The 24855-nt window shown below is 54.8% G+C and carries 24 protein-coding genes and 1 tRNA gene; 12 read left to right on the top strand and 13 right to left on the bottom strand.

The genetic code is table 11. The features are described from left to right. Nucleotides 1-254 precede the first annotated feature (254 nt). Complete coding sequence (locus AC1RSM_RS10035) at nt 255-1394, top strand: calcium:cation antiporter (protein WP_492932076.1); 1140 nt, start codon at nt 255-257, stop codon at nt 1392-1394. A gap of 89 nt (nt 1395-1483) precedes the next feature. Here AC1RSM_RS10035 and AC1RSM_RS10030 read toward each other — a convergent pair whose 3' ends face one another. The 3 genes from AC1RSM_RS10030 to AC1RSM_RS10020 form a co-directional block, all read right to left on the bottom strand. Next, entirely contained in the window at nt 1484-1927 is a 444-nt protein-coding gene (locus AC1RSM_RS10030; RefSeq protein ID WP_492932074.1) for a GNAT family N-acetyltransferase, read from the bottom strand. A 176-nt stretch (nt 1928-2103) separates the two neighbouring features. Then, a complete protein-coding gene (locus AC1RSM_RS10025; RefSeq protein WP_492932072.1) occupies nt 2104-2313 on the bottom strand; it encodes a helix-turn-helix transcriptional regulator in 210 nt (69 codons plus the stop codon). Then, a complete protein-coding gene (locus AC1RSM_RS10020; protein WP_492932070.1) occupies nt 2314-2715 on the bottom strand; it encodes a hypothetical protein in 402 nt (133 codons plus the stop codon). It lies immediately after the preceding gene. Between the two features lie 386 nt (nt 2716-3101). On the opposite strand from AC1RSM_RS10020, the gene AC1RSM_RS10015 reads away from it, so the two are divergent. The 3 genes from AC1RSM_RS10015 to AC1RSM_RS10005 all read left to right on the top strand — a co-directional run bounded on the left by AC1RSM_RS10015 (nt 3102) and on the right by AC1RSM_RS10005 (nt 7273). Beyond that, on the top strand, nt 3102-3611 hold the full coding sequence (locus AC1RSM_RS10015; protein WP_492932068.1) for an RNA polymerase sigma factor: 510 nt from the start codon (nt 3102-3104) through the stop codon (nt 3609-3611). Continuing rightward, on the top strand, nt 3608-4633 hold the full coding sequence (locus AC1RSM_RS10010; protein ID WP_492932066.1) for a FecR family protein: 1026 nt from the start codon (nt 3608-3610) through the stop codon (nt 4631-4633). The genes AC1RSM_RS10015 and AC1RSM_RS10010 overlap by 4 nt, the downstream gene beginning before the upstream one ends. A gap of 99 nt (nt 4634-4732) precedes the next feature. Beyond that, a complete protein-coding gene (locus tag AC1RSM_RS10005) occupies nt 4733-7273 on the top strand; it encodes a TonB-dependent siderophore receptor (protein ID WP_492932064.1) in 2541 nt (846 codons plus the stop codon). 103 nt (nt 7274-7376) lie between these two features. Here AC1RSM_RS10005 and AC1RSM_RS10000 read toward each other — a convergent pair whose 3' ends face one another. Next, a complete protein-coding gene (locus tag AC1RSM_RS10000; protein WP_492932062.1) occupies nt 7377-8315 on the bottom strand; it encodes an AraC-like ligand-binding domain-containing protein in 939 nt (312 codons plus the stop codon). A gap of 203 nt (nt 8316-8518) precedes the next feature. Next, a complete protein-coding gene (locus AC1RSM_RS09995; RefSeq protein WP_492932060.1) occupies nt 8519-9940 on the bottom strand; it encodes a DUF1254 domain-containing protein in 1422 nt (473 codons plus the stop codon). A gap of 368 nt (nt 9941-10308) precedes the next feature. Between AC1RSM_RS09995 and AC1RSM_RS09990 the strand changes: the two genes are divergently transcribed. Then, nucleotides 10309-10953, top strand: a complete 645-nt coding sequence (locus AC1RSM_RS09990) for a cysteine hydrolase family protein (protein ID WP_492932058.1) — start codon at nt 10309-10311, stop codon at nt 10951-10953. 189 nt (nt 10954-11142) lie between these two features. On the opposite strand, the gene AC1RSM_RS09985 is transcribed toward AC1RSM_RS09990, so the two are convergent. The 4 genes from AC1RSM_RS09985 to AC1RSM_RS09970 form a co-directional block, all read right to left on the bottom strand. Continuing rightward, nucleotides 11143-12189, bottom strand: a complete 1047-nt coding sequence (locus tag AC1RSM_RS09985) for a DUF72 domain-containing protein (protein ID WP_492932056.1) — start codon at nt 12187-12189, stop codon at nt 11143-11145. 114 nt (nt 12190-12303) lie between these two features. Next, nucleotides 12304-13530, bottom strand: a complete 1227-nt coding sequence (locus AC1RSM_RS09980) for a type II toxin-antitoxin system HipA family toxin (RefSeq protein ID WP_492932054.1) — start codon at nt 13528-13530, stop codon at nt 12304-12306. Beyond that, complete coding sequence (locus AC1RSM_RS09975) at nt 13530-13940, bottom strand: helix-turn-helix domain-containing protein (protein ID WP_492932052.1); 411 nt, start codon at nt 13938-13940, stop codon at nt 13530-13532. The genes AC1RSM_RS09980 and AC1RSM_RS09975 overlap by 1 nt, the downstream gene beginning before the upstream one ends. 364 nt (nt 13941-14304) lie before the next feature. Next, nucleotides 14305-14378: transfer RNA gene (locus tag AC1RSM_RS09970), tRNA-Gly, on the bottom strand. Nucleotides 14379-14580: 202 nt separating this feature from the next. Here AC1RSM_RS09970 and trmB point away from each other — a divergent pair. From trmB to lysM, 4 genes are all read left to right on the top strand, one after another. Further along, complete coding sequence (gene trmB / locus AC1RSM_RS09965; RefSeq protein ID WP_492932050.1) at nt 14581-15348, top strand: tRNA (guanosine(46)-N7)-methyltransferase TrmB; 768 nt, start codon at nt 14581-14583, stop codon at nt 15346-15348. Then, nucleotides 15345-16292, top strand: coding sequence for a prolyl aminopeptidase (gene pip / locus AC1RSM_RS09960; RefSeq protein WP_492932048.1), 948 nt, complete (start codon nt 15345-15347; stop codon nt 16290-16292). Before trmB ends, pip begins: the two co-directional genes overlap by 4 nt. A gap of 42 nt (nt 16293-16334) precedes the next feature. Then, on the top strand, nt 16335-16535 hold the full coding sequence (thiS, locus tag AC1RSM_RS09955; protein WP_492932046.1) for a sulfur carrier protein ThiS: 201 nt from the start codon (nt 16335-16337) through the stop codon (nt 16533-16535). 131 nt (nt 16536-16666) lie between these two features. Continuing rightward, the gene (gene lysM / locus AC1RSM_RS09950) at nt 16667-17110 is read left to right on the top strand and encodes a peptidoglycan-binding protein LysM (RefSeq protein ID WP_492932044.1); all 444 of its coding nucleotides are present in this window, start codon (nt 16667-16669) and stop codon (nt 17108-17110) included. Nucleotides 17111-17215: 105 nt separating this feature from the next. Here the strand turns inward: lysM and ffh are convergent, their stop codons facing one another. Next, a complete protein-coding gene (gene ffh, locus AC1RSM_RS09945; RefSeq protein WP_492932042.1) occupies nt 17216-18640 on the bottom strand; it encodes a signal recognition particle protein in 1425 nt (474 codons plus the stop codon). Between the two features lie 103 nt (nt 18641-18743). Here ffh and AC1RSM_RS09940 point away from each other — a divergent pair, with 103 nt between their 5' ends. Genes AC1RSM_RS09940 through ampD form a run of 3 tightly spaced genes read left to right on the top strand, consistent with a single transcriptional unit; the run spans nt 18744 to nt 20476 of the window. Further along, entirely contained in the window at nt 18744-19595 is an 852-nt protein-coding gene (locus AC1RSM_RS09940) for a cytochrome C assembly family protein (protein ID WP_492932040.1), read from the top strand. Beyond that, nucleotides 19588-19839 carry a PP0621 family protein gene (locus tag AC1RSM_RS09935; RefSeq protein ID WP_492932038.1) on the top strand — a complete coding sequence of 84 codons (252 nt, stop codon included), beginning with the start codon at nt 19588-19590 and terminating at the stop codon, nt 19837-19839. Before AC1RSM_RS09940 ends, AC1RSM_RS09935 begins: the two co-directional genes overlap by 8 nt. Before the next feature lie 4 nt (nt 19840-19843). Then, nucleotides 19844-20476, top strand: coding sequence for a 1,6-anhydro-N-acetylmuramyl-L-alanine amidase AmpD (ampD, locus tag AC1RSM_RS09930; RefSeq protein ID WP_492932036.1), 633 nt, complete (start codon nt 19844-19846; stop codon nt 20474-20476). Here the strand turns inward: ampD and AC1RSM_RS09925 are convergent. The 3 genes from AC1RSM_RS09925 to AC1RSM_RS09915 all read right to left on the bottom strand — a co-directional run bounded on the left by AC1RSM_RS09925 (nt 20467) and on the right by AC1RSM_RS09915 (nt 24586). Continuing rightward, the gene (locus tag AC1RSM_RS09925) at nt 20467-21579 is read right to left on the bottom strand and encodes an alpha-hydroxy acid oxidase (RefSeq protein WP_492932034.1); all 1113 of its coding nucleotides are present in this window, start codon (nt 21577-21579) and stop codon (nt 20467-20469) included. The two genes, ampD and AC1RSM_RS09925, sit on opposite strands and share 10 nt — an antisense overlap. Nucleotides 21580-21600: 21 nt before the next feature. Continuing rightward, nucleotides 21601-22281, bottom strand: coding sequence for a Fe2+-dependent dioxygenase (locus AC1RSM_RS09920; protein WP_492932032.1), 681 nt, complete (start codon nt 22279-22281; stop codon nt 21601-21603). Between the two features lie 97 nt (nt 22282-22378). Beyond that, complete coding sequence (locus AC1RSM_RS09915) at nt 22379-24586, bottom strand: TonB-dependent receptor (RefSeq protein ID WP_492932030.1); 2208 nt, start codon at nt 24584-24586, stop codon at nt 22379-22381. Between the last annotated feature and the right edge of the window lie 269 nt (nt 24587-24855).

The raw sequence follows: 24855 nt of genomic DNA, 5'->3' as shown, positions 1-24855 counted from the left end.
TTGCCGCTCAAGGCCAAGGTGATAAAATCGTCAGCACGTGAATAGTTCAATTCAAAACAGATCCAGGACGGCCTGGATCTGTCCTTTCAGTTCAGGGACGGCCCTACCTCCAGGCGGAGCATCATCATGGCCTACCCTGCCACACTCCTACGTGTCCTAATATCCACACGGGCTTGCCCATCTACCTTTTTCTTAGCGCACGACAAACTTGCTCGTTTGCCTTTCTTTGCCCTTGCTCTCAGGAAATAAGAATCATGGAACACGCAGGACTTAAAAACCTTATTCCTCCCGTCACCTGGCTGCGATTGCTGGGTTCCTGGTCCATTGTTGTGCTGTTCATGGTGTTCGGCGGGCAATGGCTGGGGGGCACCCTGAACGGCACAACCGCCGCTCTGGTCTTTGTACTGTTATTTGTGACGATTCTGGCAGCCTCATTTGGGGTAGTACGCGAGGCTGACCATTTAGCACACCAACTGGGCGAGCCTTACGGCACTTTGATTCTGACCCTGTCCATTGTCTTGATCGAAGTCATCCTGATTGCCTCCGTGCTCTTGGGGCCGGGCGACTTCCCCACCATTGGACGGGACTCGATCTATGCGGTGATGATGATCATCCTGAACTTGATCACCGGGCTGTGTCTGATTGCCGGAGCGGCGCGCAATGGCGACCAGGAGTTCAACCGCCAAGGCACGAATACTTACCTGTCTATGATCGTGCTCTTGACCGGGGTAGGTTTAATTTTGCCAAACTTCACCAGCGGTGCCGGAGAGTTCTCCACAACCCAGGCCATTGGCATCTCCATTCTGACCGGCCTGCTGTACGGCATCTTTCTATACCTGCAAATGGGCAGCCACCGTCAGGACTATATGCAGCCCACACAAGCAGCATCTGGCCCTGTAGAGAACGAGCCCAGCCCCAAAGTGCATGACGCCCAAGCCATCCGCGCCATGGTGATTCGCAGCTGCGTGTTGGTGGCCTTGATCCTGCCCATTGTCTTGCTGGCCCACGACCTGGCCATTGTGACTGACTACGGGATTGCGGCCTCGGGGGCTCCAGTGGCAGTGGGCGGTGTGCTGATCGCCATTATCGTCTTCACGCCTGAGTCCATTACCGCTATCAAAGCGGCCATGAACAATGAAATGCAACGGGCTATCAACCTGTGTCTGGGGGCATTTGTCTCCACCGTGGGCCTGACGGTGCCGGTGGTGCTGATGATTGGTTTGGTCACCGGCAAGCAGGTCATCATGGGCATCAGCAATACTGAAATTGCGCTGTTCCTGATCACCCTGATCGTTAGCATCATGAGCTTTAGCGGCAAGCGAACTTCACCCATTCAAGGCTATATGCACCTGATGATTTTTGTGGTGTTTGGACTCTTGCTGTTCTACCCCTGATAGGCAATTCATAAAAAAAGGCCGGTGCAATACCGGCCTTTTTTTGTGTCTTTCAAAGACAGCTTGCTGGATCATCCATAAGCCTGGATCTACAAGCCCGTGGGTAGCTTGAATTCGTACTCATTCATCTGATCTACTAAGGCCACATGCTCCCAGCCTAGGCTCTCAAAAAAGTGGCAAGCGCGTGTGTTTTCGGGGAATACAAAAGCCACCCACCTTCGAGCCGGTGGGTGCCCCGGCCAAGCCAATACCGCCTGCACAATTGCTTTGGCCTGCCCTGTTCCACGCAAGGCCGGGTCTACCGCAATGTCAGTAATAGCATGGGGCAGATCCCCACCATCTCCCCAAACGCAGCCAATCAAAGCCACAGGCCGTTTATCCTGCTCAGCCACCAGCTGTATGCTGTCAGCAGCGCTTAAAACATGATCCAGCCATTCTTGATCCAAAGGGCCCAATTCCCGATTCAGATCCTCATCCAGAAACCACTGCTGTATCCAGTCCCAATCGGCAGCGCGTATTTTTCTTAATTCCATTCCAATCCCCGTTCACCTTATCAATATGCCGCTCAGAGCCAGCTCCAAAAAGCGTCAATCATCATACTCGCCACAAGCCAGACGCTGGCCACTTGCTTGCCTTTCTACCTGCAAAAAATCGTGGATGGCTGTTCGCGGCTGACAAGGAAAAAACCCCACATCGCCAAGGCTCTGAATCAGCCAGCATCCGCCTGATACGGGTTCTCGAATATCTCTTCCACGGTTTGCTTGAACAAGGTACTGATCCGGAATGCCAAGTCCAGGGAGGGGGCATGCTTGCCAGTTTCCAAGGCATTGACGGCTTGCCGGGATACCCCCAAGCGCTCTGCCAGATCAGCCTGCGTCCAGTTTGCCTCGGCCCGTAATACTCGCAATCGATTTTTCATTTAATCGCTAGTCCGGACAAAGGGGGAGACCATGGCAAACACGGCCCAAAAGAAGGGATAGATCAGCCACGCAGGAATATGAGGCGCAGCAGCGTAGGTTTCGCCAAATCCCCAGGCCGTCCACAGCGTCAAGGTGGTGCCGGCAGCCAAGACAAAGCACTTGGCCACAATCACCCGCACAAACTCATCGCTCTGCGCCATCAAACCTAGGGTGGCCCACATTTGCCCGGCAACCGGCAAGGCCACGGCGATAGCAATCAACCAACCTGTGGCTTGCCCAAGCAGGCTGTCGAACAAGCCCAGAATGGTCAACAGATTGATCAGGATATAGATCCCCATGAAGAGCAAGGTGAGCACCAGATAGCGTCGACCAGCAGAAGAGGCACTGTGTTTAACAAACATAATGGAGCACCGAAATGTAAAGTAAACCTGACTTTAAATAAGTCACGGAGACCTGTCAATAAGTCAGGTTAACTTTACAAAAAATAATCAACTGATGGCATCTATTCAGAAAAACAGGAAGAGGCCCACAATCCTGAACACCCCTGCTTCAAGGCATCCGCAACAGAAATATGCTTTTTTAGAGAGCAGCCCCGGCCTTGCTTCACTCTGAAAGCTGGAGTTCAACATGCCTGATTTTCAGCGCAGAAAATGTGGTCAGAATCCCTCAAACCGCTCTGTCCAAGAGGCTGTATCAGCCGGTTCAGGCAGGAAAGCATGGACAAGAGGGGGTAAACATCTTATAAAATGAAACCCATATAATAACGATTCTCATTTATAAATCATCCATGTCTGATCGGCCTCCCCTGCGAAACAGCTGGCTCGCACACTACACCGAACTGATTTCGACCTGGACTCGGCGCTACGGCAATCGGCAGGATGCAGAAGATGCCACACACGATGCCATCGCCAATATGCTGGAGCAAGGCTCCGACGCTATCGTCAATCCCCGCGCATTTCTTCACCGCAGCATCCACAATGGCCTGGTCAGTTTGAGCCGCCGTGCCCATCGCCAGGTGCATACGGCCTGGCAAGATTTGAGCGATGAAGACCACCCTCTGGATCACTCCCACGAGCAAGAACTGCGCGCCACCCAACTGCGTCACGCCTTGCAAAAGGCCCTTGCCGAACTGCCTGTGAAAAGCCAGCAAGTCTTTGCCTGGCACCGGCTGGAGGGATACACTCTGCCCGAGATCGCCCGCAAAATGAATCTGTCCCAAAGCATGGTCGAAAAGCATATGGCTCGCACTCTGGATCACCTGCATAAACGCCTGGGCCAATTCCAGCAGCCCAAGTGAATCCGCACGCCTTCTTTCCCATGACAAGCAGCACGCCGCTTCCCCTTCCCTTGAATCCTGATGAGCTGAGCTTATGGCTGGTGCGCGAGCAGGCAGCCAGCTTGAGCGAGGAGGAGTGCCAGGAGCTGAGCCGCTGGCGGCAGTCCTCCCCGGACAACGAAACGTATTACCAGCAATTGCTGCTGACCTGGCAGGCAACTCAAGCCATACCCGATGAGCACTGGCAAGCAATTTTGGATCAGGCCCCCAGCCAGCCCGCTCGCCGTCGCTGGCTTCGTACCAGCCTGGTCCTTGGCGCCCCCGCCTTGGCAGCAGGCGCAGCCTTTATCGCCCTTCCCGGTCTACGGGCAGCATGGCTGCCTACGGCCGAATTCACAGCTCAATACCACAGCGCACGCGGCCAACAGCAGCGCATTGTTCTGCCCGATGAGTCCATCATTCACCTGAACACGGACACACTGGTGGACGTAGCCTACTATGCGGATCGCCGTGAAATTACCTTGCACCAAGGTGAAGCACTGTTTGATGTACGCAAGCACGCCGAACGGCCCTTTCAGGTCATAGGCGGACTGGCCGATATTCTGGTCACAGGAACAGTTTTCAATGTGCGCCGTGATCCGCAAGCCTTAAGTGTCGTCGTGCAAGAGGGGCAGGTTCAAGTCAGCAGTGGACGCTGGTGGTCACCCAACCGCATCTCCTTGAAACCGAATCAAAAAGTCAGCCTGGAAGCAGACAATAACCGCTCCCTGATCGAGCCGGTGGTAGCCCAGACCACGACCGCCTGGCATACCGGCCAGCTAGTTTTCAGCAATACACCGTTGCAAGAGGTAGTTAAAGAGCTCAACCGGTATCGCCCTGCCGAGCAAGCCATCCGCATCATGGATGCCAGCCTGGCTCCCCGTCGTATCGCCGCCGTGTTTGAACTGCGCGAAAGCGCCGACATGCTTCAAGCCCTGCCTGAGCTTTTACCTTTGCGTGTCGATATTCAGCCATCGGGGCAAGTCCAACTGCACGCACGATAAGTCCTGTTTCTGATCTGCCTGTATCCGGCCAGTTAGCCCCTTCCCTACCCCTTGGGCACGAAATATTTTTCAAGCGGCATTACGGGTTTTGAGCTGCCCATGCGTCTCACAGCAGAACCGCCTGGCCAGGCTTTGATCCATGACTCGACATTCCCCTATCGCTTGCTTTCCAACATGACCTCTTTGCCTTCCATTCCACTGCCCGTACGGCGTCTTCGCCTGGGCCGCTCTTTTGTGCATGCCACGGCCCTGACTCTGTCGCTGAGCACTCTGCCCTTTTACGCTGCAGCACAAAGCACAACCCCCAGCACCATTACCTTGCCGGCCCAAAACTTGTCGCAGGCTTTGCTTTCCTTGGGTCAACAAGCTCGCGTGCAACTATATTTTGATCCCGACATCGTGCAAGGTTTGCAAGCACCCGCCATACAGCAGGCAGACTCAGTAGAAGCAGCCCTGCGACAGCTGCTGGCAGGCACCGGGATTGAGTACACGCGCAAGGGAAATCGCTACACCTTAAGCAAGGCACTGAGCAGCGACAGCACCCAGTTGGCCCCCATCACCGTGCAAGCCAGCCGAGACACGCTAAGCACGGAAAACACCGGCTCTTACACGGCAACACACAGCACCAGTGCCACCCGCCTGAACCTGAGCCTGCGCGAGACGCCCCAGTCAGTCAGCGTGATTACCCGTCAACAGATGGACGATCAAGGCATTCAGAACATCTCGGACGCGCTGCAGCAAACGCCGGGCGTAATCGTGAACCGGGATAACTCCGAGTCCTTCAGCTTTTATTCGCGCGGCTTCAATCTGGAGAACTTCCAGTTTGACGGCCTGCCTAGCCTTTCTTCAGACGGCGGCGCGGTGCGCGACAACTACAGCATTAGTAACTCGGCCATCTACGACCGCATCGAAATCCTGAAAGGGGCAACCGGTCTGGTCAATGGCGCAGGTTATCCTTCCGGCGTGATCAATATGGTACGAAAACGTCCGACCGCTCAATTCCAGGGCCATGCCCAAATCGGGGCTGGCAGTTGGGACACCTACACGACCGAGCTAGACCTGTCCGGTCCCCTGTCTGCGGAAGGCACACTACGTGGCCGAGTGGTCGGTGCGACTCAAAACAACCGTAGCTTCATGGACTATGCCAAGGGCCAACAGAATATCTTTTACGGGATTCTGGAAGCAGACATAGGCGAGCGCACCACGGTGGCATTAGGATTGGATTATCAACGCAACCGTAACGACGCCACCACCAACGAACACTTGCCCGCTTTTTACAGCGATGGCCGCCCATTCTCCATCGATCGCCACGTCAATCCAGCCGACCGCTGGGCCTGGCGCAACCAAGACACCCAGCGCGTCTTTGCCGACTTGAATCACCGGTTTGACTCCGGCTGGACGCTCAAGCTGGCTGCTTCCCAGCGTGACTACCGCACGCGTCAAGTCATGTCCGGTATTTCTGCCGATTTCGTCAACGCGCAGACCCATGAAATCAGTCATGGCTTTTACCCAGGTGGGGCCTCGCGCTTTGACAGCGACTCTAAGGAAAAAACGCTGGACTTGCACGCAAGCGGCCCCTTCAATTTGCTGGGTCGGGAGCATGAGCTAGTCGTAGGGGCCAACTACGCCAAGACGCACGCGCTATCTCGCCGTTGGGATGGGGATACCGACATGACGGTGCCAGACATTTTCCAATGGAACAACAACGCCACTGAACCCACTGAATACGAATGGTGGTTGCAACATGACGTTAATGTGAAGCAGCACATGGTGTACGGAGCTGCTGTGCTTAAACCCCATGAGCGCGTAAATCTGATTCTGGGCGCTCGCCAAGTGCGCTACGACTGGTCACTGGAAAGCCTGAATGCCTTGAACACGCTGCAGCGACACGAGACCCAGGTCAGCGGAAAAATCATTCCCTATCTGGGTCTGAGCGTAGATCTGGACGACTCTCACACTGCTTACGCCAGCTACACCGACGTGTTCAAACCGCAGGCCTATAACTTCAAGGCAAACGGCGAGCAACTTGAGCCCTTGACGGGCAAAAGCATGGAAATTGGCTTGAAGGGCGAGTACCTGGACGGCAAGCTCAATGCCAGCGTGGCTCTGTTCCAAATCAAGCAAGACAATGTGGCCGAGCCCGACCCCTTGAATCCGCAAACGCCCATGGGCGGAGTGGCCTATATTGCCGTGCCGGGTGTCAAAACCCGAGGTCTGGAACTGGAAGTATCCGGGGAGATTTTGCCTGACTGGCAACTGCACGCAGGCTATACCTACGCCCGCTCCCGCGATGCAGACGGTGTACGAGCCAGCTCCCGGCAACCGGAACATTTATTCAAGCTGGCAACTTACTACCGCCTGCCTGTGGCCGGTCAGCGTCTGACCGTAGGCGGCAATATCCAGTGGCAAAGCGGCAGCTACTTCACGCAGCTGGTTGATGGCCAGACTCGCCGTTTCGAGCGCAAGCCCTATGCCGTTGTGGGCTTGAGCGGTGCCTACGATGTCAACAAAGCCACGCGCTTGTCAGTCAATATCAATAACCTGTTCGACAAGCACTACTACGCGGGCATAGGTAACTACAACACCGTTTTCTGGGGAGCTCCTCGAAACGTCATGGCGTCCTTGCGCTATCAGTTCTAAGCGTCCATCAGCCCGCCGCACCTAAGGGGGTAAAGCGGGCTGAAAGCCCCCGTTTCTGTACAAAACCAAAGTGATAGTGGGCACGCCTTTACAGGTGTGCCGCTCAACGTTTCCCTAAGGATGAGGCCGATACACCAAAGCGGGACCTGAACACCCGGCTGAAATGGGAGACATCCTTAAAACCGCAGGCCAGAGCAACATCTGTCACCCGCCCCCCACTCCCCTCATCCAGGAGCCGATAACTGGCTATCAAACGCTGCTCCCATAACCACTGCATGGGCGTTATCGCTTCACGCGCAAACAAACGATATAGGCTGCGAAGCGACATAGAAGCGGCCTGAGCAAGCGTTTCTACATCCAGCTCACAGTTTTGCAAATGGGCCAGCATATAGGCTTTGATTTCTTCCAAGCGTTGTTCGCGACGCATCGCTAAAGAAGGCAAGGCAAGCTCGGAATCGAACACCGTGGACAGGAGATCCAGCACCGATGTGCTCAAACGCTTTTCCAGCCTGTCATCCCGGCTTTGCTCCATGCTGAACACTTCTTGTATCAGTGCACCGGCCAGCGGCCCCATACTGGACTGCGCATCAATCCGGCGGGCCGCCATGCGGTCTACTGCGGTCAAACGCGTCAGCAACAAAGGGCGTGGAATGGCCAGCATGAGCGCATGCGACAGCGGCCCAAATTCCAAATCAAAAGGACGCGACTGGTCTTGCAACACCAGATCCCCTCGGGCCAGGCGGACATGGCGTCCATCTTGATAAAGCTGCGTGCTTCCATCCAACATCAGCCACAGCATGAAGCAGTCTCGCTGATCCTTGCGAATATCGGCGGAACGCCGGCTGACGCGAATAGCCTCGCCCTGCTGGGTGGAGGACCAGATACGACTTAGCGCCAATCCTCCCAAGGATTTAATCGTGACCCGCGCCTGAAAATTGCGCTGAGCAATAGGGCTGCACTCGGTATGAGAAAACTGCCGACAAGTAACGTCGTGCCAGTGTTCAAAGCTGTCTCCGGGCTTGACCGCTATGATCGCTGTCATAGGTTCAACCTCCATGGCCGGTGTTTGCTACACCGATGAATGAATCATTATTCTGGCAGCTTACGTCCTACCCTATGATGCCGACAAGCCCCGCCCTTTTTGACCTTGTGAACCGTTCAACCCAGCGTCTAAATAAACTACGCCGCCGCATCCTGCAGAAACAATATTTCCTGCAGGACGAGGCGGCGTGTTGGAAAAAAGTCTTAAGTGACTTTCTGAACGGCCGGAATTGCCCAAGTGCCGTTAAGGATTGTTGGGTCGGACTGGCGCGGCCAGTAGGTTCTAAACATCAAGATAAAGTCCTTGGAAGGAGCGGGCAACCAATTGGATTCCTTGTCCTTGCCCGGTGACTCGTTCTGGATGTAAAGATCAGTCGATCCGTCCGGATTGACCTGCAGATTTTGGCGTGGGCTGATCGAGTAACGGTTCAGCGGATTATCCACAAAGAAGTAGTCTGCGTCATACATCGTCAACGACCAAAACCCGTCTACCGGCGGCAACTGCCCTTTCGGGAAACGCAGGACGTACTTGTTAGCGCCTGAGAAGGGCTGACCATCCGCATCACCTTTGGAGATCGGATAAATGGCGTCCTGGGGACGATTAGCGCCCAAGCCGATCGCGGTAATGAACGCCCGCATCAAGTAGTCCGTGCCGTAAATCCCGGTATCGGTCGTAAATGACCAGCCGTTTTTCAGCGTCAGCGCTCCGTAATGCTGCATGATTTTCTCAACAGCAAGCTTGGGGGTGCGACCAGCAAAATCTGCTTTGAGCTTGCCAGGTTCAAAGTCTTTACCCGGCACAATACCAAGGCGCTCAAACTTGGCTACATGAGCCGTATCCGCAATAGTGGGCGGGTTACGCTTCATCAATTCACAAAACAGCGTGAAATACGAAACGGCGTCCATATTGTGAACCTGATCGCGCACGGCGGTCACCATATCCAACGATGGATCAACCTTACCCGCAGGCGGCGTGTACGGCTTGCCATAGGCACTTAGGGGAACCAGTTGGAACTGGTCCTGCAACTTATGAACCGCTGCGTAGTCCTCTGGAGTGCCTGTGCAATAGATGCGGCCAAGCAGCCAGACAAGACTGGTTGAAGATTTGTACTCCGTCACGCCTTCCGGCAAGGTTCCCTTCCAGCCCGGACCCGTAATAGCGTAGGTTTGCGCTTTCGTCCCGGTGGTGCGTTTGCCGGGAACCTGAAACACCGTCGTCCAGCCATCGAGCATGGGCATCAAAGCGTAACGGTCCTGCATATCGGGAATACTCAATACCCAAGGCTCATTACCGACATCAAAGAACGCGTTGGTGTAGAGCGTGTCAGCATTAGGTGCAGTCACATCGCGAAACGAGGCATCGGGATAACTGCGTGCCTTGATGATATGCCCCATAGGGCCGCGCACACCGCTTACCTCTGCCACATTGGTGATGATGCGGCGAGTCATTTCCATCGTCACCAATGGATAAGCAAAGATATAGGCATCAATCGCCAAGGCCAGATCTTCAGAGCCTGGCCCCAAGTCCTGCAAAGCTCCTTGTTGAGCAAAGACAGAGCGGGCCATCGCCATACTGGCAATCAGGCCCGGTCCGGCTAGTAATAAGGAACGTCGACTAATTTTCATGTGCTCTTCCCCTAGTTGCAATCAAGCTGGCGCGCTGCTGACATCAACAAACGCGCTGTAAGGCGTAGAACAGGCCCGGTTTAACTCTATAGCCTGTCCGCTCTGGGCAATTCGTCCTGCTTGCCCCGCTTGCTTGGATTGTAGGAAGACCTTCGCGCTTAGCGCTTGCCATCTGACGCCAGACCACCGGCGCAAGTTGCGCTGCCATCGACAAATGGCACTGTCAGCCAAGTGAAGAAGCTTTATTGGCATGCAAGGCAAAGCAGTTTATCGCTCCCTGTCCTACTCTGGATGTGTCTATGAGACCGGGCCAAGGCAATACCAAATACACAGCCGCCCGATATTTAAGCAAACCAAAGGAAAATGATATGGCTATCCAGATTGATCAGGTCAACCCTGCCAGCACTGCTGTCATCGTGATCGATATGCAAAACGACTTCATTGCTCCCGGTGCCCCGATGGAGACTCCAATGGGGATGGAGCTGATGCCTAGACTGCAAAAGCTGATGGCTCACGCTCGTCAAACAGGCATGCAAGTCATCTTCACCGCGCACGTGCACCGCCGCAGTCGCTGCGACATGGGCCTGTTTGGGGAGATTTACCCGCCTATTCAAGATCAGGTTGGACTGGTGGATGACACCCCAGGGGCCGACATCTACCCCGACGTGGCTCCGCAAGGCGACGAAATCGTGGTCAAGAAACACCGCTATAGCGCCTTTTTTGGCACCGATCTGGATATCATCCTGCGCACCAGGAAAATCGAGACTGTCGTGATCGCTGGCGTCACCACAGAAAACTGCTGCCATGCGACGGCACGCGACGCCATGTTTCATGGCTACCGGGTGGCCTTTATCTCCGATGCCACAGGGACCTACGACTACCCGGATGCGGGCTTTGGGGCCATACCAGCGCAAGAAGTGCACCGCGTGACGCTGGGCGTGCTGGCCGTATCCACTGCCCACGTCATGACAACGGATGAGCTGATCAACAAGACCCGCCCCGCAGCGGCATAAGGCACTATTTTTCATTGGGTTGGCTAGCCTGTTCTGGCAAGTCAGCCCAACCGCCCCCGCTATTACCCCTTAAGTCACGACGTGGCCAAGGAGCACTAGCAAGCCTCCCTTGGTGCCGACCCTGCGACTCACAAGCAAGGGGCTTCGGGCTGTCTTTTGAGTAGCCGAAAAAACCGGATGCGATGCAGGCTATTTTTCCGTCGCCACAATAGCCTGAGCCAGCTTTTGAATCGATAAAGGCGCGCAGCCTTCGGCATCATTGCTGATCGTCACGTAGGCGTCTTGGCCAGCACCTGTGATGCCTCGTATTGTGCGGGCCAATACGGTACGCGTATGCACGTCCTCGCTGAGAATCGCATCAAACGGCGTATGTTTTTTTTGGGCATCCGCATAGCCGTATGCGCCAAACTCCCGGTTCAGGTTCCAGCGACAAACCAGCGGACCCGGCCACAACGCTCTCAACACAGGCAGTTGCTCTTCGATAGGCGGCATCTTGCCATGCAATCCCAAACAGAACGTCGCACCGTGTGCCTTGAGCGTATCTACCAAGGACTGCGTTAATAGTTCTGGGTCCCGAACCTCCACGGCAAGCACCACGGAGGAACTCTCTGGCAAGGCCTGGCGAGCAGCAGCCAGCATTAGCCCCAATTTTTCAAACAGCTCTGCGGGGCGATTCATCCATCCCCACGAGATCGGGCTCAGCTGGAAAACCAGAACGCCCAGCTTCTCCCCCAAGCGCTCTACCGCCGGCTGCACAAACTGCTCTACAGTCAGACGCTCATCCAGAAAATCCGGATTCGACTTACGCGCCTTGCCCTCCTCATCCCGAACCTGAGCATCGGTAATCATGGAAGGGCATTTCACGACAAAACGGAAATCCGCATCCACCTGCGCCGCATAGGCGCAATATTGCGTCACCGTCAAAGGGCGCCAGAAGGTACGGTCTACACACACCGTGCGCATCAGCGGATGCTGGTGATAGGCCTCCAGCCCATGCTTGGACAAGACGCTGGGATCGTACTCACCGTCCCAAACCAAGCCCTCCCAGCCGGGATAGGACCAGGTAGACACACCAAAGCGTAGGTTTTCCGGGAGTTGAGCAGCCAGATCGCTCCAGTCCAGAGCGGATGGAACCAGGCTTACCTTAGTGATTTTTCGTCGAGTGGATGAAGCGGCCTTTCCCGATGCTGGAGCAGTCGGAGCAGGAAGGGCATCGCCAAAAAGATCTTCTTGCATGGTCGTTATAGTGCCATCGAAATGGACTGAGGCCTACCGTTTGAGCACCTGTGCGACCCTGATGTCTCGCGCTGAGAGTAAACAATCACTGATACACACAGCAAGATGTAGACCTTAAGAAAATGCAGACTCAAAATCCACCAAATCCGTGCTACGCATACCCAGCCCTTTCGCCACGCTGCGCCAACTACTGACTGCCAAGGCGACCTCTGCCCAAATTGCTTCGGCCTCTGTTGCATCCAATCTGAAATAAGATGCTCCTGCCATCAAGATGGCCCGGCTATCGATAGGGCCCGAATCTTCAGTCAACCACGTTTTACTCTCACGACGATCACCCGGCATAGGATTCAAATCAAACGCCGGAGCCAGCCGCCACCCACGAGCACGCGCGTCATATAAAAAACCTGTATTGCGCAAATGATCATCCGTATTGCAGATTAAAAAATTAAAGACCAACCTGCGCCATAACTGCTGAATATCCGCGATAGGTTTGGCTCCGCTCTGTAGCAGCACATCAACCAGTTCGGTATACGCATGCGTGGCGTCGCGGCCATCGGACTGCAACATGGTTGCCGCGGATACATACGGAATACGGTTAGCTTCGTCATTGCGATCAAAGCGTCGAATAATGGCCACAGCGGTTCCATTAATCAGTTCAATTCGGGTGGCCGCTACATTAATACCGGCTTTTTCGGCGAGATGCATGGCCAACACCTCCCCACGAATCACATCACGTTGATCTGCCTGACTAGGAAACTTGCCCAAAGCCAAGCGGCCATCCGTGTCACGCACTGTTGACTTGGGACGGGCACCACCCAAGGACGTGCCTTGGCCGAGCAGATAATGCAAATCCTGCGCACTTTCTGTGCCCGCCTCCAAGGCATGCGCAGCACGTAGCACCCTGTCCAGTTCCACTAAAGGAGGCACGTGTCTCTGTGTTTCTCCCGAACGCAAATACGTTTTTGTTTGAGGGTCAAAAAGACGCAAGGCCCCCATACGCGCCTCATCGTCAACCCACATTAAAAAATCCACGGGTTCCAAGGGCGGCAGTTCACGGTCTTCCTGGCGTTGTTTGGCATGGGCTCGCCGAATCACCCGTTCGCCCCAAGAATCAGGGGCTGTATCTTCCAATGCCAGGAAAAACACCTGTTGAGGGTATTGGATACCCAAAACTGGCTGCAGATCCGGAGAAAGTGCGAAAAAACCAGGGTCCTGCAACCAATCCTGGCTATAGCTGAATGCGCTGCGTCTGCCGCTACCTAAATGCAAACGCCCTACCAAGCGTCCGTTCGCTCCCAGATGCACTTCAAGATCTTGGCGTTTGGAGGATTTACCAGGCATTAAAACCCCTCCAATTTATCCGGATCAACAGGAGCGGAACGCTCTGGATCAGGGGCCTGAGCGGTATTCCGTGCTTTAGACGGGCGGGAGCCCCTGACTCGCTGCGGCAATTGCTCACGCAGCAAATCCATACCTAGCTCGTCATGTTCCATCGCCATTATCTTAGTGACATCACTAAGTCGACCCAGCACGTGTAAAGCACTCAGAAAAGTATGCAAGGCCGTACCTGCGTAACCCGCCTCCATACGTCGGACCGTACTTAGTGAAGTACCAATGCGCTCTGCCAACTCTTCCTGACTTAGGCGACGCATACGACGCGCAATTGAAATGTCCCGTCCAAGACCTTGCAAGGCACGGTCTACAGGACGAGAAACGGCGGTCCGAGAAGTGGTTTGTTTTACAGGTGCCATAACGGAATTAAACCATCAAATATGACTCATCTAGATCGTTAAGAACTTATATTTGATCATACAACACCATCAAATACCAGGCGATTAAAAGACCATATATGAACCACTAAATTAAATAAAAGCTCATATATGAATAATTTTATGTTGAAAAAAATCCACCCTGAGGCTTTTATCTATCCATGCACGGTTGCATTCTCGGCTGTGAAGCACACAGCGCCTAAGCGGTAAGAACAGTTCCAGTAGCTTCAAGTTAGAGCCGGCCAGCAAACAAGAAGCCCGCCAGCAATAGCCAAGCAAGGGAAATAGCGACGGATGAAGGCAGGCCAGGCGACGGCCAGAGAACTAATGATTTTGAAAAACTGGGTGGAGCGGGTGATGGGAATCGAACCCACGACGGATGCTTGGGAAGCATCAGTTTTACCATTAAACTACACCCGCCCTGATGGAGAGGTCTGCGTCAAAAGCAGACGGTCCCGCGAATGGGGAAGCGAAAATTATAGCGCGATCTCCTGTTCGTGCGTCATACCACTGCCATCTTTTTCGCAAGCCACTACATGAATTCAGCGGCAAGACTCACTACAATAGAGTTTTCCCGCTTTTAGCTGATACGCGAGCCATTTCTGATGCCCGCGCCCCAACCATGACCTCCAGCAACGAAAAACAATCCCTGTTGTCGCCCAATGTCGCGAACAGCAATTCCGGCGAGACCCATATCCGTAGCTTTGTTCATCGGCGCGCGCACATCACGCCCAGCCAGGAACAAGCCCTGGCGCGCCTGTTGCCTATGTGGTCGATTACGTACCGCGACGGCCTTTTGAAACCAGAAACGGTTTTTGGCAACACCAACCCGCTGATTCTGGAAATCGGCTTCGGCATGGGTGAAACCACTCAGAAGATCGCCCAAGCCCGACCAGACGACAATTTCCTGGGTGTAGAAGTCTTTAACGCGGGTGTGGGCGCCTTGCTCAAGCGTATCGACGACAACCAGATCAGCAATATCCGCATCATCCAGCACGATGCTGTCGAAGTGGTGCGTGACATGATCGCCCCCGGCTCGCTGGCGGGTATTCATATCTACTTCCCCGATCCTTGGCCAAAGAAGCGCCATCACAAGCGTCGCCTGGTGCAATCGCCCTTTATTCAGTTGCTGACCAGCCGCCTTAAACCCGGTGGCTATATTCACTGTGCAACTGACTGGGAAAACTATGCCGAGCAAATGCTGGAAGTGCTGTCTGCCGAACCTATGCTTAGCAACACACACGAAGGCTACGCTCCGCGTCCTGATTTCCGCCCACTGACCAAATTCGAAAACCGCGGCTTGCGTCTGGGCCATGGCGTCTGGGATCTGATCTTCACCCGCAACGACACTCCTACCCCTGAACTGAACTGGCCCAAGAAAGAACAATGAGCGCTACCCTGTTCCCGCCTATAGAGCCTTATGCCCAAGGCACGTTGCACACCGATGATGGGCACCATATCTACTGGGAATGCTGTGGCAACCCGGAAGGCAAGCCAGCCATCTTCTTGCATGGTGGGCCGGGATCAGGATGTTCTACCGACCACCGCCGCCTATTCGACCCGCAAAAATACAATGTGCTGCTGTTCGATCAACGCGGTTGCGGGCGTTCTTACCCCCATGCCAGCCTGGAGAACAACACCACCTGGCATTTGCTTGGGGACATGGAGCGGCTACGCAAGGAAAAGCTCAAGGCCGACAAAATGCTGGTTTTTGGTGGTTCCTGGGGCTCAACTCTGGCGCTGGCTTATGCCCAGACTCATCCAGAGCACGTCAGCGAATTGATTGTGCGCGGTATCTTCATGGCCCGCCCTGAAGAGCTGCACTGGTTCTACCAGGAAGGAGCCTCGCGCCTGTTCCCCGATATCTGGGAAAACTATGTGGCCCCGATCCCCGAAGACGAACGTCACGACCTTATCGGTGCCTATCACCGGCGTCTGACGGGCGATGATCCTGCTGTGCAGCTACGAGCTGCCCATTCGTGGTCGCAATGGGAAAGCAATACCATCACGCTCTTGCCCAGCGACAGTCACCTGAATGCCAAATCCAGTGATAGAGCGGCTTTAGCCTTTGCGCGCATTGAAAACCATTACTTCATGAACAAAGGTTTCTTGGAGCCGGATCAACTACTTAAAAACGCCCACCGTCTGCATGGCATTAAAGGCGTCATTGTGCAGGGACGCTATGATGTGTGCACCCCTGCGCATACCGCCTGGCAATTGCACCGCGCATGGCCACAAGCGGAATTTCACATGGTTGCGGATGCGGGTCACGCCTACGACGAGCCCGGCATTTTGGCCCAGCTCTTGAACGCCACCCAGAAATTTGCCATCTGAATCACTCGTCCGGCTCTGCCCGGACCATATCCAGAGACAATTATGAACATTACCCTGAACGGCCAGAGCAAGACTCTGGCAAACACTGATACTGTTGGCTCGCTGATTATTGAGCTGGGCTACGAAAACAAACGTATTGCCGTAGAGCTTAATGGCGACATTGTGCCCAAAAGCCAGCACGCCAGCACGCCCATCAAGGAAGGCGATACCCTGGAAATTGTGGTTGCAGTCGGGGGCGGTTGATACTGGCCTTTTAAAATGCACAATTGCTGACATTCCGCTACGGTCTTGCGGCTAGAAATGAGGTCATAATGGGCCTTGCTTGCCTGCTATCAGGCAAGTAGCCACAGACCCCTAACTTCAGGAGCAAAGCGATGGGAGTATTCAGTTTCCTTAAAGATGTCGGCGAAAAACTCTTTGGTGCCAACGAGGCCAAAGCAGCCACAGCAGACGAACTTCAGAAAGAATTGGCCAAACACCAACTTTCTGCCGAAGGTCTGAACCTGAGCGTTGATGGCGATAAAGTCACAGTTAGCGGCCAGGCAGCATCCACTGAACAAGCCGAAAAGATTGTGCTGGCCCTGGGCAACACATTGGGCGTCTCTCAAGTAGATAACCAACTGAGCGTTGCGCAGCCTGCCCCCGAAGCCACCATGTACACCGTACAGAAAGGCGATACCTTGTGGAAAATTGCCGAAACCAATTACGGCAAAGCAAACGGCGCAAAATACACCGTTATTTTTGAAGCCAACAAACCTATGCTCAGCCACCCTGACAAGATTTACCCCGGTCAGGTACTGCGTATTCCTGCGTTGTAAAAAACACCGCTCAGGACAAAAAAAAGCCCGCATCAAGCGGGCTTTTCTTCTTGGGTAAAGCTGCGCGGAACAGCTCAAGCTATTCCGGCAGTGTTTGGCGAACGCTTAGCGAAAGCCTTTAAAGCCTTTACCGGCCAAGCCTTTGAGGGCACCCATACCGCCCAGGCCGCGCATCATTTTGGCCATGCCGCCTTTTTTCATCTGCTTCATCATGCCTTGCATCTGCTCGAACTGATTCAGCAAGCGGTTAACTTCCTGCACAGACACGCCCGAACCAGCTGCAATGCGGCGCTTGCGCGAAGCCTTGAGCAGTTCTGGCTTGGAGCGCTCGGTTGGGGTCATGGAGTTCAAGATCCCTTCTGTACGACGCAATTGCTGTTCCGCTTGACCGCCTTGTAGCTGCGATGCGGCTTGCGAGAACTGAGCAGGCAGTTTTTCCAGCAAGGAACCCATATCGCCCAGCTTCTTGACTTGCTGCAGCTGGTCGCGGAAGTCGTTCAAGTCGAACTTGTCACCGGACTTGATCTTGTCGGTGATTTTTTGCGCTTCGGAAATGTCGATATTGCGCTGAGCCTGTTCCACCAGGGACACGATATCGCCCATGCCGAGCACGCGCTGAGCCATACGCTCGGGGTGGAAAGGCTCCAGGCCATCCAACTTTTCCGACATACCCACAAACTTCAGCGGCTTGCCGGTAACGTGACGCACGGACAAGGCGGCACCACCACGGGCATCACCGTCCAGCTTGGTCAGCACCACACCAGTCAGCGGCAAAGCATCCGCAAAGGCCTTGGCCACGTTCACCGCGTCCTGACCCTGCATGGCGTCAACCACAAACAGAGTTTCGATCGGGTTGAGCAGATCGTACAAGGCGCGAATTTCGCGCATCATGGCTTCATCAATACCCAGGCGACCGGCCGTGTCGACAATCAGCACATCAAAGTGATGACGCTTGGCGTGGTCCAGGGCATTGCGAGCGATATCTTCGGGTTTTTGGCTGGGGTCCGACGGCAAGAAATCCACGCCTACCTGAGAGGCCACCGTCTTCAACTGCTCGATAGCCGCAGGACGGTAAACGTCAGCACTGACCACCAGCACTTTTTTCTTGCCCGTTTTACGGCCATGCTGAACGTGCCCACCTTCGCTCAGCCATTTGGCCAGCTTACCGGTGGTTGTCGTTTTACCCGCCCCTTGCAGACCGGCCATCAGAATGACGGCAGGCGGCTGGGCAGCCAAAGACAGTTCACTGGCGTTCTCGCCCAGGTCGGCGCCCATCAAGTTGGTCAGTTCGCGGTGGACGACACCTACCAGCGCCTGTCCTGGGTTCAGGCTGTCGGCAACCTCCACGCCCAGGGCATTTTCTTTGACCCGTGCCACGAAATCGCGCACAACAGGCAACGCCACGTCCGCCTCAAGCAGAGCCAGACGCACTTCCCTCAACATATCCTGAGTATTGGATTCGGTCAGACGAGCTTGCCCGCGCATGGTTTTCACCACACGCGACATACGCTGGGTCAGATTTTCAAACATAGGACTGGGTTCGCTTAAACTAGGTTATCGTGTGGTCTACGAATAAGAATAAAATGGCCACTTGAGGTACGCCCCGTACCGTTTTTCAGGAAATCCGGGACTTATGTCTGCAAGTATTGTATTTCACTTGCTCGCCGCACTGGCGTACATCGTGCTGTCGATCTCGCTTTGGCGTCCTTTGACTCGCGGCAGCACCCGAACCGTACTGAACGCCCCCAGCCGGGTGGCCTTGCTTTGCGCCATCATTGTGCACGGGGCAGGCCTGCTGCTGACCATTGTGCTTCCACAGGGACTGCATCTGAGCTGGGCTTTGGCCCTGTCGGCGGCAATCTGGCTGGGCATGGTCGTGTTCTGGTTCCAAAGCTTATATCTGCGTCTGGACAGCCTGCTGCTCATTCTACTGCCTGCAGCCACAATCGTCAGCCTGCTGGCAATGGCCTTCCCTGAAGGCCATATCGTGAATCATGTGGGCAATGAATGGCTGCGCATCCATTTGCTGATTGCGCTGGTCGCCTATGGACTGAGCACCGTGGCGGCCCTGCATGCCATTTTGATGACCGCTTTGGATCGCCAGTTGCACCGCCCCATTCTGCATCAAGAGCAGCGCGGGCTACTGAGCCGTGTATTGGATACCCTGCCACCCCTGCTGGTGCAGGAAGAATTGCTGTTCCGTTTGATTCGCGTCTCTTTTGTGATCCTGACCCTGACAATCCTGAGTGGTGCCGCGGTATCGATGGCGATAGACGGAAAACTTTTACCCGCCGACCACAAAACTGTCTTTACCTTGCTATCCTGGGTTACATTTGGTGGCTTATTATGGGGGCGAAAACAGTACGGTTGGCGTGGGCGTGTTGCCTTGCGCTGGACCTTGGCTGGCTTTGCCTTCCTGCTCCTGGCCTATACCGGCAGCCATTTTGTACTAGACGTCATCTTGCAACGAGGGAAAATTGGGTAAAGTCCTATTTTGGGTTGTCGCCATTTTGGTGGCCATGATCGTTATCCGCATCGTGTCGCAAAACAAGGCCCGCAAGCGCAACCCTCCCAACCCCACCATGCGCCCACCGCGCAAGCAAGGCGGTACAGAGGAAATGGTTCGTTGCGCGCATTGCGGTATTTATTTGCCACGTTCTGAAGCCTTGATGAGCAATCATCACACCTGGTGCAGCCTGGAACACGCCAAGCGCGGCCCGCGCAGCTGATCAGATGGCTCGCATGCACCACGCCTATGACCTGGACCGCCAGGGCTGGCTTAAACCCCATGCCAATGTCCTGCGGGCCCTGTCACCGAACCAGGATGAACGCCCGGAAGGCGAACAGCCTAGCTTGCTGGTGCTGCACAATATCAGCCTGCCGCCACAAGAGTTTGGCGGACCTTATATTCGGGATTTCTTCCAGAACAAGCTGGATATCAGCGCCCACCCCTGGTTCGAGAATATTCGCGACCTGAAGGTGTCTGCTCATTTTCTGATCCAGCGCACCGGTCACATCATCCAGTTTGTACCAACGACACGCCGTGCCTGGCACGCGGGAGTCTCTCGCTTTGAAGATCGCGAGCGCTGCAATGACTTTTCAATCGGTATTGAGATGGAAGGCAGCGATTTTGAGCCCTTCACCGAGGCGCAATATCGGGAGCTGTCCCGTCTAAGCCGTGCGCTGCGCATGCGCCACGATCTGCGCGCCGTACGTGGTCACGAACATATCGCCCCTGGACGCAAGACAGATCCGGGGCCGTTCTTTGATTGGGAACGGGTGAAACGGGAGCATGGCTGGCCCAAAGAGACCTTGCCGGAGCAAGAGCTGGAACCCAAGCCACAAGCAGCGCCAGATCAGGGCTGATAAAGCAGCTCAGGGCCAATATCGGCCAAGGTATTGCAACCCGTCAGAGCCATCGCCACTTCCAGTTCTGCCCGCAAAATATGCAGAACATGCGCCACACCGGCCGCTCCTGCAGCAGCTAGACCGTATATATAGGGACGGCCAATCATTACAGCGGTTGCACCAAGCGCCAATGCCTTGAGCACATCTGTTCCGCGTCGAATACCACCATCCATCAAGACCGGCACCCTGCCCTGCACGACCTGACAAACCTGTGCCAATACGTCCACAGAAGCGGGCGCACCATCCAAAGTTCGCCCCCCATGATTGGACACAACAATCCCGGCAACTCCCATATCCAGGGCTTGCTGAGCATCATGGGGCCGCATGACTCCCTTCACCCAAACGGGCAAAGGACTGTTCTGCACCAACCAGGCCAGATCATCCCAGGTCGGCGCCGTATTTAACAAACCACTGCCAAATAAAGGGCTGGTACCTGCTGCACCTAAAACCGCCTGCTGCCTGGGAGCACCCCGCAGATTCACGGCGTCCACACCATCAGGCAAGGCAAAGCCCGCACGCTGCTCCTGATTACGCACACCATTCACCGCAGCATCCACTGTCAGCATCAGCGCGGCATAACCCGCCGCTTCAAGCCGCCCGAGCAAATCCAGCGTAAATGCGCGATCCGTTTGCCAATACCACTGCGCCCACAAAGGGGCGTGCGCCTGTGCCGCAATCTCTTCAAAGGAATGACTAGCCTGCATGCTGATTACACTAGTCGCCCCCATCGCACCTGCACCCAGCACACTGGCCAATTCACCTTCAGGGTGAGCCAAGCGCTGATACGCCACGGGTGCCAGAAGAATCGGGTAATCCATGGACTGCCCTTGCAGCGTCAAGCGGGTTGAGGGCTGATCAAACTTGCTTAAAGCAGCAGGCCATAAGCCCCAGCGCCCGAAGCTGGCCAGGTTGTCTTGCAAGGTCAACTCATCCGCCGCCCCTGCACTGAAGTAAGCCCAGTCCTGCGCACGCATACGCTGACGGGCATAGGGTTCGTAATCTCTCAGACAGGCAATCTGGGCCGGGATGTTACTGAGTGGGTGCAGTCGTTCTTGGGACATGGTCAATCAAGCTCCAGGCGATCAGACATCGCTCCATTCACGCAGCAAATTATGATAAATCCCCGTCAGGCGTGACAGTTCCTGGGCATCCGCATTCTGCTTGGCCAGTTGCTGAATGCTCTGATCCAGCTCCCACAGCAATTTGCGTTGATGCGCGTGACGCACCATGCTTTGCGTCCAGAAGAAGGACGCATAACGCGTCCCTTTGGTCACTGGCTGTACACGATGCAAGCTGGTACCGGGATACACCACCATATGCCCTGCGGGCAGCTTGATGGACTGAGTACCGTACACATCCTCGATGATCAGCTCTCCACCGTCATATTCGTCGGGATCACTGAAAAACAGGGTTGTGGAAACATCGGTACGCAGCCGCTGGGCCGTGCCGGGAACAGTAAAAATCGCGTTATCGATATGGTTGCCGTACTCCCCACCGCCCTCGTAACGATTAAAGCGTGGCGGCAGCATGCGCAGGGGCAAGGCAGCGGCAATAAAGCCACTGTGCTGACCCAGTACGTGCATCAGAAACTCGCCCATCTGGCGAGACACGGCAGCATCCAGAGGCAATTGCAGATTCCGCTTGCTGTGCTGGGCCAGATAACCGGCTGTTGTGCGCCCGTCCTCCCACTGCGCCTGCTCCAGGGCCTGGCGACAGTCTCGCAACTGTTCCGCATTCAGAACGTCAGGGATAGTAATCAGCATGGGCACCTGCCAAAACAAAAGGAATAAAGGGCAAAGCAAGAAACAGACAGGCCGCCCCGCAAGGCGGCCCATCTGACTTTACTCTACACGGCGCAACTTACTCGAAACGGTAAGAGGCATTGAACATATAAGAGCGGCCTGGGCCTACGTTGGCAAAAATACCGACGTGGGAAGCATCATACATGCGCACATTGCTGATGTTATTGACGTTGAACTGGAAGGACACGTTCTTGTTCAGGTCGTAACGTGCCATCGCATCGTAACGCCAGTAAGAAGGCAGTTTCAATTCATTGGCGTCATCCACAAAGCGCTTGCCCACAAAAGTGGCACCCGCGCCAAGCGTCAGCTCGGGCATGATTTTGTAGGTTGTCCAGATATTGAAGCTCTGCTTGGAGATGAACTTCATCTGGTTGCCGTCGTAAACCGTTACCGAACCATTGCGCTGTTTTACCTGATAACTTACGACTTTTGGATCTAGGTAGGTATAGCCGGCCCAGACATTCCATTTAGGTGTAATGGCGCCAGCAGCTCCCAGCTCTAAGCCACGAACACGATTACTACCAGCAAGAGTCACATCGCCCGTAACATCATGAGCACGTGCGTCCTTCTTATCTGTCTGGAAAACGGCAGCAGTTAGCGACAGTTTTTCATCAAACACATCCCACTTCGTACCCAGCTCCCAGCTATAGCTACGCTCCGGTTTTATGTCATGAAGTGTGGCACCACCTGCAGGGCCGTCAGCACCGCCAGCCTGCCCCAGATTTTCACCACTCGGATTAGACGAAGTACCATAACTCAGGTAAATAGACCCATTGCGTGCTGGCTTGTAAACCACACCCAACTGGTAGTTCCACATATCGTCTTTGCGAGACTCCTTGGTGTTGTCCGCTTCAAAGCGATCAAAACGCAAGCCACCATTCACCATCCACTGATCGTTCAGCGTAATCGTGTCAAAGACATAAGCCGAGCGTGTCTTGATATCCCCGGTCTTGGTTTTCGGACCATAGGTCAACGCATAGTTGTACTGGCGATTAGGATTAGGATTGTAGAAAGAATCGGTCTCCTGGCCCGGCCCGCCAGACATATCCTTATTGTGGATTTCCTCCTTGCTGATCTCCACACCCGCAACGATGTCGTGCTTGAGCGAGCCCGTATTGAAGCTGCCGTAAACATCTGTCTGGTTCAGCAGCGACTCTGCAACACGATAGTTCGTACGGTCATCGCGGCGGAACTGCAAGCCAGCGCCTTCCGTCGCGCAAGCGCCACCCGCACCTGCGACGCAGTTATCAAAGGACGGACGCGTCATCAGGTAGTGGTTCAGGGTCTTGCTGTAACGGGTGACGTTACGCACCGTGAAACGATCATTCAGATCGTGCTCGACACTGGCCGAGGCCGTATCAGCAATGTACTTGCGGAAATCCACATTGCGACGACCGTAGAAGGTGTCGCGGTCGGCTTCCAAAGGAGTCACACGATCAGGATTGGCTGCGTTCTTGAACGGGAAGCCCAGATCCGGCATGTCCTTGTTTTCAAGACGCGAGTAAGACAGCGTCACACGCGTTGGCGTGCCCAGGCCAAAGGCGATGGAAGGAGCAATGCCCCAGCGATCAATCTTCACGCCGTCACGGCCTGCTACTTCACCACCCATGCGCATCAGGTTCAGACGAATGGCGCCAGTGTCCGAGAAGGCATAGTTGCCGTCCGCCGTCAGACGATACTGGTCCGAGGTGCCGTAGCCGGCTTCCACCTGGAAAAAGTCTTTCAGCTTGGGGGACTTGGTCACCAGGTTCAGACTACCGCCAGTACCACCACGGCCTGTGTACGCCGAGCTGGGGCCTTTCAAGACTTCAACCGACTCCAGGTTGAAGGTCTCGTGCGAGCCACGGGAGTAATCACGCACGCCGTCGATAAAAATATCAGTACTGGCTTCGTAACCACGGATGAAGGGACGGTCACCCATTGGAGTGCCACCCTCGCCCGAACCCAGAGTGATGCCGGGCGTGGTGCGCAACACATCTTGCAAGGAAGTGGCGCCACGGTCCCGGATCACTTCTTCCGGAATCACGGTGATAGAGCGCGGCGTATTGAGCAGGCTCTCGGAAAACTTCACCGATTGCGCTTTATGGGCCTGAAAACCATCAATGCCATTCGCATCGGCCGCACCTTGGACCTTGATCGACTGCAGCTCTGTCACACCTGGATCGGCGGTTTGAGCAATAACAGGACTGGACAGGGCAGCAAAAAGCGCGGCAGACAAAACCGTCTCAACAAACCGACGAGGCGGCTGTGCAGAATAGAAGGACATCTTCAACTCCGATAAGGGGTGATATCGCTTTTTAAAGGGCAATACCTCCCCCTTACACGCCGTTAGCCGGGTGATGAAAGAAATTTATGCCTTCAGCGAATGTTGGATCTTGGAGTCGCTAATGTTAATCATTCTTATTAAGACCCAAAAGCTAAAGATGACGTTTTCCTGAATTCAGGAAAAATTAAGGTCTTTTTTACCAAAAAGTGTTGTATTGATACATCGCAATACAAACCAAAACAAAAACAATTCTCGTTTTCGATTCAACA

Source organism: Alcaligenes sp. GW821-FHT11D07 (assembly GCF_058808495.1).
The sequence above is the reverse complement of the archived record's forward strand: the minus strand, read 5'-3'. Positions and strand labels throughout refer to the sequence as shown.